The following is a 12,328-nucleotide window of genomic DNA, read 5'->3' as shown; positions in this document are numbered from 1 at the left end:
CGAAGGCATGACGATCAAACGCGCATTAATCAGTGTTTCCGATAAAACGAATCTTGTACCTTTTGTGAAAGAATTAACAGAACTTGGTGTTGAAGTGATTTCAACTGGAGGTACACATAAGCTTCTTCAAGAGAACGGCATTGATGTCATTGGAATTTCAGAAGTCACTGGATTTCCTGAAATCATGGACGGACGACTCAAAACACTTCACCCGAACATTCATGGTGGACTTTTAGCAGTGAGAGAAAACGATGAGCATATGGCACAGATTGAGAAGCATGGCATTCAGCCGATTGATCTTGTTGTCGTGAATCTCTATCCATTCAAAGAGACGATCTCAAAAGACGATGTGACGTATGAAGAAGCGATTGAAAACATTGATATTGGCGGACCGGGAATGCTTCGTGCAGCATCAAAAAACCACCAAGACGTAACCGTGATTGTCGATCCTCGTGACTATGATACAGTCATTCAGCAAATCAAAGAAGGCGGCGTGTCACTTGAGAAAAAACGTGAGCTCGCTGCAAAAGTATTCCGTCATACAGCTGCTTACGATGCTCTGATTGCGGATTACTTAACAAACTTTGTCGGCGAAACAGAGCCAGAACAGTTCACTGTCACGTTTGAGAAAAAACAATCCCTTCGTTATGGAGAAAACCCGCACCAAGCGGCGACTTTCTATGAAAATGCTCTTCCAGCCAAAGGTTCTTTGGCTACTGCAAAGCAATTACATGGAAAAGAACTTTCCTATAACAATATTAAAGATGCAGATGCAGCACTCCAAATTGTACGTGAATTCACGGAGCCAGCAGCTGTCGCTGTGAAGCATATGAACCCGTGCGGCGTTGGTACAGGAGAAACGATTGCAGAAGCATTTGACCGAGCATTCAAAGCAGATGAGACTTCTATTTTTGGCGGCATTGTGGCACTTAACCGTGAAGTAGATAAACAAACGGCAGAGGTGCTGCATACGATTTTCTTAGAAATTGTCATCGCCCCATCGTTCAGCCAAGAAGCACTTGACGTGTTAACGGCGAAAAAGAACCTTCGTCTCTTAACATTAGATGTAGAAGCGGATCTCGGGAAAAAAGAAAAGCAGCTGACAAGTGTCCACGGCGGATTACTTGTTCAGGATATTGACACGTATGGCTTAGAGGAAGCAGCCATCTCTATTCCAACGAAAAGAGAACCAACAGAAGACGAATGGAAAGACTTAAAGCTTGCTTGGAAAGTAGTCAAGCATGTGAAATCAAATGCCATTGTCCTTGCGAAAGATCAAATGACAGCAGGGATCGGTGCTGGTCAAATGAACCGCGTGGGCTCAGCTAACATTGCAATTGAGCAAGCAGGCGAAAAGGCAAAAGGAAGCGCACTAGGCTCTGATGCATTCTTCCCAATGGGCGATACAGTGGAAGCTGCTGCAAAGGCAGGCGTCACAGCGATTATTCAGCCAGGCGGATCTATTCGTGACGAAGAATCGATTCAAAAGGCAGATGAATACGGCATCGCCATGGTCTTCACTGGCGTTAGACATTTCAAACATTAAGGGGATGACAGTGTGAACGTATTAATTATCGGCAGAGGCGGAAGAGAGCATACCATCGCATGGAAAGTGAATCAAAGTGAACTTGTCAGCCAAGTATTTGTCGCACCCGGCAATGATGGAATGACAGATGCTGCGAAGCTTGTACCAATCGACGAAGGCGATCATGAGTCATTAATTCGTTTTGCAAAAGAAAACGAAATCGGCTTAACCATTGTCGGTCCAGAGGTCCCTTTAATCGCAGGTGTCGTTGATGCATTTGAAGAAGCAGGTCTAAAAGTATTTGGACCGAATGCAAAAGCTGCGGTCATTGAAGGCTCAAAGGAATTTGCAAAAGACTTAATGAAGAATTACGATATCCCGACGGCTGCCTATGCTGCTTTTACATCGTTTGAAGAAGCAAAAGCATATGTGGAAGAAAAGGGTGCGCCGATTGTTATTAAAGCAGACGGTCTCGCCGCAGGCAAAGGTGTGACAGTGGCCATGACGCTTGAAGAGGCGGTCGATTGTCTGCATGATTTCTTAGAGGATGAAAAGTTTGGCGATGCAAGTGCATCTGTCGTCATTGAAGAATTTTTAGCAGGCGAAGAATTTTCACTCATGGCCTTTGTCAACGGAGAAAAGGTGTACCCGATGGTGATTGCGCAGGATCACAAACGGGCCTTTGAAGATGACAAAGGGCCAAACACCGGCGGGATGGGTGCTTATTCACCAGTTCCGCAAATTTCAGATGAAGTCGTCCAAAAAGCGGTGGAGGACGTCGTCAAACCGGCAGCTCGCGCGATGGTGCAGGAAGGGCGTCCATTTACAGGCATTTTATATGCTGGCTTAATGCTGACACCAGAAGGCTCAAAGGTGATTGAATTCAATGCACGCTTTGGCGACCCTGAAACGCAAGTGGTTCTCCCTCGTCTACAATCAGATCTAGTTCAAGTATTTCTCGATATTCTTGATGGAAAAGATGTGGACTTACAGTGGAAAGACACTGCGGCTGTCAGTGTGGTTCTTGCATCAGAAGGATACCCAGAAGACTATGCAAAAGGCACACCAATCGGTACCTTGCAAACGACTGTCTCTGATGTCGTGACCTTCCACGCAGGAACAAAAAAAGAAAACAATCAATTCGTCACAAATGGCGGCCGTGTAGCGAATGTAACCGCATTTGACGACACATTTGAAGCGGCAAGATCAAGAGTGTATGAAGCGGTTGAAGAAATCATACAGCCAGGTCTATTTTATCGCCGTGACATCGGTGCCCGTGCGCTGAAGGCTGCGGAGAAAAACGTTTAATCAAAACACCTTTCTATCTGACGAGATGGAAAGGTGTTTTTTGTTCATGAGAAGGGATGATGCTCGAATATGAAGAAGTAGTATGGGATGACGAGTTTATGAGGAGGCAGCATGGTCATTCAAGGAATCATTCTATTTGCAATCGTGTTACTTATTTTATTTGTAATGTTCTCAAATCTCATCATGTATGAAGCGAGAAAGCAAAACAAAGCCAAAAAAGGCTCAGCCATTCGGTATATGATCATGTCGATTTTTTCTGGTATCGTCATTGTTTCATTTTCCATTTGGATTTTTTTTATTAGCTGATTTATAAGAGAGGATGAGTATATGGTGCAATTGAAGGAACTTGCGAACGAGCGTTTTTCTGCCTCGATCTGTATTGATTCATTTAATGAGCGAATCCGTTTGGATGACTACAGCGGCAGGGTGCGGGATGTGATTCAGTCGGTTCTTCAGGAAGCGGCAGACTCCAAGGCTTCTAAGGTCATTGTGAAAGTCAGGCGAGAGCATATGCCTCTTTTTTTAGAAAAAGGCTTTCGGCTTGAAGGCGTGTTTTCTCATTATTTTCTTGGAAGTGATGCGTACGGCATGTCGCTCTTTCTGACGGAGAGTCGAATGAACAGCCCGTATTGGCTGAAGGAAGATGAAATTGTTGCGTCTATTCAAGAAAAGCCTCTCAAAAAAGATCAAGGCATGTGGCAGGATGAATATGTGATGAGGAAAGCGGATACGCAGGATATTCACAAGCTGGCAAAGCTCTATGATACCGTCTTTGAAACGTATCCTACGCCAATGAACGAGCCAGATTACATCCAAAAGGTGATGGAGGAAGGGACGGTTTTTTATGCCGTTGAACATGACGGGCACATTGTGAGTGCAGCATCCGCTGAAATTAATGCGCCGTATGGTCATGCGGAATTAACAGATTGTGCGACCCTTCCATCATACAGAAAACTAGGATTCATGCATCATTTGATTCTAGCACTCGAAAAAGAACTTCAATCCATGCACATCTATGTTTTTTATTCTCTAGCACGTGCACTGTCCTATGGAATGAACCAAGTGTTTTATCAGCTCGGTTATACGTATACTGGGCGTTTCCAAAACAACTGCTATATTTTTGACAAAATTGAAGATATGAATCTATGGGTGAAAACGCCGAATGAATCATGAAATGGTTCTCATCTGATCAAGCAGACCAGATAGGCGGTACGCCATGATACTAAGCTGCAGCTTCATCCGATCATCCGTGGATTTGAGGCTGCAGCCAGTTCTCGTTTCAATTTGTTTCAGCCGGTAGCTTAATGTATGCCTATGAATAAACAATTCCCCCGCAGATTTTTGAATATTTTCATTGTGGGCCAAATACACTTCGAGTGTATGGATCAGGTCAGCGCCCTGTTTTTTCGTATAAAGCAAGGGGCTTAACAGCTCCACGTAAAAGTCATGCAAATTCATACCCGCTTCATTCATTTCAAGAAGCATCCCGTATAAGCCGAGCTTCTGATAATGAATGATGCATTCGTCTGTCTTTAAAAGCGGAAGAAGCCTTGCTGCATACTGCGCTTCCTTCGCGCTTTTTGAAAAGAGACCGATTTGGTCATAGGCTCTCCCAATGCCAATCACAATCGGATGGACGGGAAAAAAATAAGACCAGGTGCTCCGGCACTCTTCTGCTGCGCGATACCACTCCGCTTCATGAAACGGTTTTTTTCCTGCTGGTGTAAGAACAAAAATGGAATCGAGCCTTGTCTTTAGTAAAAAAGGAATATGTCTGCGTTCAAATATCGACGTGAGTAATTGAGATAGGCGCTGCATCATTTGGTGATCGAGCTGTGTGTGCTGATGCTGAAATTGAAAGTAGATGACCACCTGCTCATCGCTCATATCATATTGCAGCTTCGTTGCTTGTTCGACCACATAGCTTTCTTCTGTGTATTGCTGCTGCAAAATATCATCTAATAAATGACCTTGCATTTGGTTTTCTGTATCTTGAATGGCTTTTTGCTTCAGCCATTCAATCGCATACACCGCCCCGGCATGCTCGATGGCAATCGCGTCGAGATGATGCCACGTATCCTTTTTCTTTAAAGATACAATAAATCCGAAAATATCGCCCATCGCAATGACCGGACATGCAGCGAGGACAAACGCACCGCATGTGTCATAAACGAGCCGTCCTTTCTCCTCAGCCTGCTTGAGAAGAGGCATCGTTTCGATTGGTTCACGATCTGTCAGAAAGCCAACAGCAGGAGAGTACGTCACTTCATCTTTGATGAGATGAGCTGCGGTTTGATGTAAAAAAACATCAAGCACGACGATGTTTGCCGAAGTGAGATGTGCCAGCTCATCTGTAATTTGTGTGACATTTTTATTGCTTACATTTAAATGGGTCAGTCTTTGGTGAATAGCTGAAGAATATTTAAGCTGATGGAGCTGGCTGCTGACGATTTGCTCTAGGACGGCTTTTGTAATGTCTGAGAAGTTGACATGTGAAGGAATCTCGATGAGTGGAATGCCGCTGTTTTTGGCAGCTTCGACCAGTGATGCCGGAATCTCCGTTAAGTACACGCCTTTATAAATCGCAATGGCCGATAGACGATGAGATTGAATCAGCTCCTCAAGCCGGGCGCGCCTTTCCCTATTGTCTGCAAGTCCAAAGCCGGTTGTGACGAGCAGTTCCCCTTCTGAAAGCCTTGAAGTATCTTCGATAATTTCTACAATGGTCACCCACTGAATGAGGCGGTCCAGTCCATTTTCCCCAGCAAGCAGCTTTGTTTCCTTCATGATATCGAGCGAGAGTGCATCTTTTACGAGAATCGCCATAGACTCATGACCTCCTTTTGAACACTCTTATACACGATGTATAAAAAATGCGTGTGAAATTCGGGCATATGGCGAATGGAGGATGACTGCCCTCTTGATTAAGCTAATCTTATAACAAGTATACAAAATTTTCTTGCGATTCATGAAAAAAGAAAGATGCAGCTGCTGACGAGAGAGGGAGGAATGACAAAGTGGAGACCCGGGATTACTTAATCAAACCGATGTTGAATCAGCATTATCCTGTGGCTGTGAAAGGAGAGGGGATTTATTTATATGATCGGGACGGGAAAAAATATTTAGACGGCTCATCGGGTGCTGTCACGGCAAGTATTGGACATGGCATACGAGACATCATTGATGCCATGACAGAGCAAGCGGAAAAGGTGAGCTTTACGTACAGATCACAATTTACAAATGAACCAGCGGAAGAACTTGCCTATGAATTGAGTACGCTCTGCCCAGGGAACCTGAACTGGTCTTTTTTTGTCGGAAGCGGATCAGAGGCAACAGAAACCGCCATGAAAATAGCCATTCAGCATTGGCAGGAGCAGGGGAAGGCTGAGAAGAATCACATCATCTCAAGATGGATGAGTTATCACGGCATCACACTCGGTGCGCTTTCGATGTCAGGACATATTGCAAGGAGAGAGCGCTTTGAACCACTGCTCGAAAAACACCCGGTGCTGTCTCCGCCATACAGCTATCGTTCGTGGCTGCCAAAGGAAGAAAGCAAGCAGGTCGAATGGTATGTACAGGAATTTAAAACCGTCATCCAGCGTATAGGAAAAGAGAGGATTGCGGCTTTTATTGCAGAGCCGATTGTTGGAGCAGCGGGCGCGGCGCTTGTTCCGCCAGATGGATATTTTGAGGCGATGAAGCGAGTTTGTGAGGAAAACGATATTTTAATGATTGCAGATGAAGTCATGACAGGCTTTGGACGAACTGGGAAAATGTTTGCCATGGAACATTGGGGCGTCGTACCAGATATTATGGTACTCGGAAAAGGCATGAGCGCCGGCTATTCACCGATTGCGGCAGCTGTCTCAGCGGATCATGTGATTGCACCGATTCTCAGCGGTTCGGGCTCTGTGATGGCAGGCCACACTTATAGCGGCAATCCGCTTTCAGCAGCCGTCTCACTGGCTGTCATTCGATATATGAAAAAACACCAGCTTTCAGAACGAGCTGATTTGTCTGGCCGATATTTAATGAATGCTTTAAAGAATTTGCAAACAAATCATTCCATCATAGGAGATGTGAGAGGAAAGGGACTGCTCATTGGCATTGAATTTGTCGCAGACCGATTATCGAAAACACCATTTCCTGCCCATGCTCAAATGACACATTTAGTTGTGGAGACGGCCAAACAAAATGGTTTGCTTGTTTACCCAGCAAGCGCTGGTGAGGATGGCGTAGGAGGTGCAGCGGTCATGATCGCACCGCCGCTTTCTATTACGCAGCAGGAGATGGATGAACTGATTCATTTATTCAGGCAGACAATGACGCAGGTCGAGCAAGAAGTCATCAATCGAGGGTTTTTCCCATCTGCCATGTAGGGAGGAAAGATGATGAACAAAATAGCGAACTTTGATGAAGTCATCACGCATTTCAGAGACGGAATGACCATCATGTTTGGCGGGTTTGGCGGTGTGGGTTCACCGCCATCATTGATCGATACCATTCTAGAAGCCAATATCAAAGACCTGACATTGATCGGAAACGATGCAGGCTTCCCGCAAATCGGTGTTGGCAGGCTGATCACAGAAGGAAGAGTGAAGAAAATCATTGCCTCTCATATTGGCTCAAATCCAATTGCCGGGCAGAAAATGCAGGCAGGTACACTAGACGTTCTTTTTTACCCGCAAGGCATTCTAGCAGAAAAGATCAGGGCAGGCGGGATGGGTTTAGCGGGCATTGTGACAGATGTCGGCATGGATAGCCTGAATCTTGATGAGAAACAATTGGTTCAGCTGGATGGAAAGAAGTATATCCTTGAGCCTGCACTGACTGCGGATATCGCAATTGTGAATGCCCTCAAAGCAGATGAAGCAGGCAACCTGATTTTTGATAAAAGCGCGCGGAATACAAACCCGATTGTGGCGATGGCAGGAGACTGGACCATTGCGGAAGTAGAAGAGATTGTGCCTGTGGGCGGGCTTCATCCAGAGGAAATCGTCACGCCAGGCGTATTTGTGAACCAGATCGTGCAATCAAAAGGAGTGAACTGGACATGGGCATGGGAGACATCGATTTAAGACACCGCATAGCCAAACGCGCGGCTCAGGAAATTGAAGATGGGATGATCGTCAATCTTGGGATCGGCATCCCGACTCTTGCAGCTGAATACATCCCAGCACATTACGAGGTGTGGCTGCATGCAGAAAACGGCATTATGGGGGCAGGCGCTTCACCAGCACAAGGGGAAGAAGATCCGAATTTGTGCAATGCCGGCGGTTTTCCCATTACGTTAACAAAAGGCGGCTCATATATGGACAGCACAACCGCTTTTGGCATCATTCGCAAAGGGATGCTGGATATGACCATTTTAGGTGCACTTGAAGTCAGCAGTCATGGTGATCTTGCCAATTGGATTGTGCCAGGGAAACGAGTGCCGGGTATGGGTGGAGCGATTGAACTCGCGCAAAAAGCGAAAAAGGTGGTGGTCGTAATGAGCCACCTTGATAAACACGGACAATCTAAGATAAAAGCAGCCTGCACGCTGCCTTTAACAGCTAAGACTTGTGTGGACTTGATTATTACGGATATGGCAGTCATAGAGGTCAAGTCAAAGCTGCTCATTTTGCGTGAAGTCATGCCGCCGTTTCAGCCGGAGGATGTCATGAGGGCGACAGAGGCGCCGCTCATTTTAGCGCCTGATGTCAAATCTGTTGTGTAGAAAGGATGACCGACTTGCAGCCAATTACACGTATCAGAAGCTGGATGAAAGAGCATAAGGAGGAAGCCGTGACGCTTCTTCAGCAAATGGTGCAATGTGACAGCACACAAGGAAATGAGCAAGAAGTACAGCAAATCGTAGCAAATAAAATTTCTGCCATTGGCTTTGATGTTGACCTATGGGACATTGGCGGAGATGACTTGCTGAACCACCCGTATTTTTATTCCCCTAGGCGTTCCTTTAAAGGAAGTCCTAATGTCGCCGGACGATTGAAAGGTAAAGGAGGCGGCAAATCTATCTTATTAAATGGGCATGTGGATGTTGTCCCAGCAGGAGATCACAAACAATGGACATATCCGCCCTACAGCGGGCATATCATAAATGGGAGACTTTATGGACGCGGGGCAACAGATATGAAAGGTGGAAACGTTTCTTTACTCTTTGCACTTGAAGCACTGCATGCGCTTCAGATTCCGCTGAAGGGAGATGTCGTGTTTCATAGTGTTGTCGAAGAAGAGAGCGGCGGCGCAGGCACCCTTGCAGCCATACTAAGAGGATATACAGCAGAGGCAGCCATCATTCCAGAGCCAAGTCATATGAAAATCTTTCCGATTCAGCAAGGATCTAAATGGTTCAGACTGCATATTAAAGGAAGGGCTGCTCATGGCGGAACAAGATATCACGGCGTTTCTGCTATTGAAAAGAGCACGATAGTCCTTTCACATATAGCGGCACTTGAAGAAGAAAGAAATCAGCGAATCACTGAGCCGCTGTTTCAGCATATCCCAATCCCGATCCCGATCAATATCGGGAAAATTCAGGGCGGTGATTGGCCATCCTCTGTAGCAGACCTTGTCACAATGGAAGGCAGGCTCGGGGTGATGCCGGGTGAAACGGTAGAACAGGCAGAGAAGGAATTAGAAAATTGGATGGCAGGACTCGGAGAAAAAGATGAATGGTTCCAAGAGCATCCTGTTGAGGTTGAATGGTTTGGTGCAAGGTGGCTTCCGGGTTCCATCGATACGGATCATCCGCTTTTAGGTTTATTGAAGGAACAATATGAAGCGGTCATGAATCAGCCGCCGAAGATCGAAGCCGCCCCTTGGGGAACGGACGGCGGATTACTGTCACAGGCGGCAGGTATTCCGATCATCGTGTTTGGACCGGGAACAACGGAGCTTGCCCATTTTCCGAATGAATCCATCGACATTGAGCATGTGATTGAAGCAGCAGAAATTATTGCAGGTACAATAGTAGAATGGTGTGAAGCAGCGGAATGAGATGAAAATGATCACAAAAAAGAAGGCTGTCTTACTCAGCCTTCTCTTTATGTGTATCCTGCTGCTCACACATATATGTCACTGGACAAAAACGAAGAATACCAGATCCCAGTTTCATACCGCCAAACATGATGCCCAAAAGCAGCATTTTACTCCATGGTTTTCTAGCATATAACGATCCAGCCACAGTACATATTGTCATTCCGCAGGCAATTCTAATGAGCGCTTCCATTAAGCCGAGATTAGGTTTCATTGAAGGTGAATCTCCTTTTTTAAATTATTTTAAGTGTGATTTCAAGAAATTGTAACGTTTCATTAATGCGTAACGTGGTTCGTTATGTTACGATAGGGCTAATACAAATGAAGGAGAGTATGTGAATGTCCGAACGTACTTTTAATTGGAGAAACAATGACATCCGCACACAAATCGATGTAGTCGACTCAAAAATAGTTCCAACACTCCTTTTAACGAATGGACTCGTGCTTAACCCGTTTTTGAAACAATGGGTGAAGGCAAATATTTGGATACATGATGATCGAATTGTTTATGTCGGAGCAGAGCTTCCTCAAAATAAATCAGCTAAACGTGTGATTGATTGTGAAGGGAAATACATTGTGCCTGGGTATATAGAGCCTCACGCGCACCCGTTCCATATTTATAATCCCCAATCACTTGCAGAATATGTGTCTCAATTTGGCACAACAACAATGGTCAGCGATAACTTATTTCTTCTTTTGCAAAGCAATGAAAAGAAAGCGCTTTCCACTCTGTGTGAATTAAAAAAGCAGCCATTTCAGTATTTCTGGTGGTCCAGATACGATCTTCAAACGGAAGTCAGATATGAAGATGAGATGCTGCCAGTCAACTACCGGAAGGAATGGATTGATCATCCTGACGTCCTCCAAGGCGGCGAATTAACAAGCTGGCCAAGATTGATGGACGGTGATGATCTCATTCTATATTGCATGCAAGAAACGAAGAAGCAGAGAAAACGAATCGAAGGTCATTTCCCTGGAGCTTCTGAGAAAACGCTAACAAAAATGAAGCTGTTTGGCGCGGACAGTGATCATGAAGCGATGAATGCGGACGATGTGTTAAAACGCTTGTCCCTTGGCTATCATGTTTCATTGCGGCATTCTTCCATCCGCCCAGATTTAGTGAACATTTTAAGAGAACTGCATGAGCGTGATTTTAGACATTATGATCACTTTTTCTATACAACAGATGGTGCTGCTCCTCACTTTTATGAGGAAGGCATGATTAACCGTTTGATTTCAATTGCCCTTGAAGAAGGCGTGCCGATCATTGATGCGTATAATATGGCGACATTTAACATTGCAAAATACTATCAAATTGATGATTTACTAGGCGTTGTTGGCCCAGGCCGGCTGGCTTCTTTGAATATTTTAGATGATCCAATGAACCCAAATCCTGAAACGGTGATATCTAAAGGGGTTATTCTCAAATTAGATGGCGAGAACCAGCACCAATTCCAAGAAACAAAATGGGAAAATGGCGGGCTTGCTCCATTAGATTTAGGCTACGATCTCACGATGAGTGATTTGCAATTCTCTATGCCGCTAGGTGTCAAGATGAGAAATGCCGTTATTATGGAGCCTTATACAGTGGAAATTGATAACTCAATCAACCAGCTGTCATGTGACCATGATCAAAGCTTCTTTAGCCTGATTGACCGAAAAGGTGAGTGGCGTGTGAATACGATGCTAAAAGGGTTCGCAAATAAAGTGCAGGGCTTTGTCAGCTCATTTTCGCTCACGGGTGACATTTTAGTGATCGGGAAAAATAAAGAAGATATGATGCTGGCTCATAAGCGGATGAAAGAAATTGGCGGGGGAATCGTACTCACAGAGAACGGGAAAATTTTGCACGAAATCCCGCTGCAATTATCAGGCTGTGCATCGGCTGAACCGTTTGAGACTGTTCTTCAGCAGGAACAAACATTACGTGAGCTGCTCATTGAGCGCGGCTATCCATTTGACTGCCCAATTGATACACTTGTCTTTTTCCAAAGTACACATTTGCCGTATATTCGAGTGACACCAAGAGGAATATTTGATGTCATGAAAAAAACTGTACTCTTTCCGTCTATAATGCGTTAAAATATAACAGAGTGGAGCTGTATCATCTTTGCCGCATTTCTGACTGCTGTTATAGGGCAGAAGTGAGCCATGGTTCTCTTCACTGCCATGTAAGTGAAAATGATCTTATGTGGAGCTGTTGACAAAGCAGAGGGCTTTGACATGACGAAAGAAGTACTCTAATTGTAAAATGAATCTGTCGGTTACGCTGACCGGCCAACATATTTTGAATAATTGAGCAAGGCGGGGCGCATATTTGTGGTCTCGCCGAGCTTTCCGCAAAGCCTGTATATAAGGGTAGAAGACCTAACCAAGCAGTAGTCATCTTTATACCGGAAGCAAACAAGTTTGTCAGATTGTCATACAAGGAAAATGACAGAACTTGTCGAATTT

11 protein-coding genes are annotated in these 12,328 nt (G+C 45.0%); 9 read left to right on the top strand and 2 right to left on the bottom strand.

Annotated elements, in window-relative coordinates; all coding sequences use genetic code 11:
- Positions 1-7 precede the first annotated feature (7 nt).
- The 4 genes from purH to ablB all read left to right on the top strand — a co-directional run bounded on the left by purH (position 8) and on the right by ablB (position 4,006).
- Positions 8-1,546 carry a bifunctional phosphoribosylaminoimidazolecarboxamide formyltransferase/IMP cyclohydrolase gene (gene purH / locus JVX94_RS11315; RefSeq protein ID WP_205183134.1) on the top strand — a complete coding sequence of 513 codons (1,539 nt, stop codon included), beginning with the start codon at positions 8-10 and terminating at the stop codon, positions 1,544-1,546.
- 12 nt (positions 1,547-1,558) lie between these two features.
- A complete protein-coding gene (purD, locus tag JVX94_RS11310; protein ID WP_205183131.1) occupies positions 1,559-2,833 on the top strand; it encodes a phosphoribosylamine--glycine ligase in 1,275 nt (424 codons plus the stop codon).
- Positions 2,834-2,944: 111 nt separating this feature from the next.
- Complete coding sequence (locus JVX94_RS11305; RefSeq protein WP_205183128.1) at positions 2,945-3,139, top strand: hypothetical protein; 195 nt, start codon at positions 2,945-2,947, stop codon at positions 3,137-3,139.
- 21 nt (positions 3,140-3,160) lie between these two features.
- Positions 3,161-4,006, top strand: a complete 846-nt coding sequence (gene ablB, locus JVX94_RS11300) for a putative beta-lysine N-acetyltransferase (protein WP_205183126.1) — start codon at positions 3,161-3,163, stop codon at positions 4,004-4,006.
- On the opposite strand, the gene JVX94_RS11295 is transcribed toward ablB, so the two are convergent.
- Positions 4,001-5,659, bottom strand: a complete 1,659-nt coding sequence (locus JVX94_RS11295; protein ID WP_205183124.1) for a PucR family transcriptional regulator — start codon at positions 5,657-5,659, stop codon at positions 4,001-4,003. The two genes, ablB and JVX94_RS11295, sit on opposite strands and share 6 nt — an antisense overlap.
- 191 nt (positions 5,660-5,850) lie before the next feature.
- On the opposite strand from JVX94_RS11295, the gene JVX94_RS11290 reads away from it, so the two are divergent.
- From JVX94_RS11290 to JVX94_RS11275, 4 genes are read left to right on the top strand one after another with little or no spacing between them, the layout of a single operon-like run.
- On the top strand, positions 5,851-7,215 hold the full coding sequence (locus JVX94_RS11290) for an aspartate aminotransferase family protein (RefSeq protein ID WP_205183123.1): 1,365 nt from the start codon (positions 5,851-5,853) through the stop codon (positions 7,213-7,215).
- Positions 7,216-7,227: 12 nt separating this feature from the next.
- Positions 7,228-7,914, top strand: coding sequence for a CoA transferase subunit A (locus JVX94_RS11285; RefSeq protein WP_481748183.1), 687 nt, complete (start codon positions 7,228-7,230; stop codon positions 7,912-7,914).
- Positions 7,890-8,555, top strand: a complete 666-nt coding sequence (locus tag JVX94_RS11280) for a 3-oxoacid CoA-transferase subunit B (protein ID WP_205183121.1) — start codon at positions 7,890-7,892, stop codon at positions 8,553-8,555. Before JVX94_RS11285 ends, JVX94_RS11280 begins: the two co-directional genes overlap by 25 nt.
- A 14-nt stretch (positions 8,556-8,569) precedes the next feature.
- A complete protein-coding gene (locus JVX94_RS11275; RefSeq protein ID WP_205183120.1) occupies positions 8,570-9,835 on the top strand; it encodes a peptidase in 1,266 nt (421 codons plus the stop codon).
- Between the two features lie 31 nt (positions 9,836-9,866).
- Here JVX94_RS11275 and JVX94_RS11270 read toward each other — a convergent pair whose 3' ends face one another.
- A complete protein-coding gene (locus JVX94_RS11270) occupies positions 9,867-10,088 on the bottom strand; it encodes a YgaP family membrane protein (RefSeq protein ID WP_024424522.1) in 222 nt (73 codons plus the stop codon).
- A gap of 125 nt (positions 10,089-10,213) precedes the next feature.
- On the opposite strand from JVX94_RS11270, the gene JVX94_RS11265 reads away from it, so the two are divergent.
- Positions 10,214-11,956, top strand: a complete 1,743-nt coding sequence (locus JVX94_RS11265; protein WP_197198120.1) for an adenine deaminase C-terminal domain-containing protein — start codon at positions 10,214-10,216, stop codon at positions 11,954-11,956.
- Positions 11,957-12,328: the final 372 nt, after the last annotated feature.

The sequence above is a fragment of the Bacillus sp. PDNC022 genome (assembly GCF_016919285.1).
Classification (GTDB): domain Bacteria; phylum Bacillota; class Bacilli; order Bacillales; family Bacillaceae; genus Bacillus; species Bacillus safensis.
This window is presented reverse-complemented; position numbering and strand designations above follow the sequence as displayed.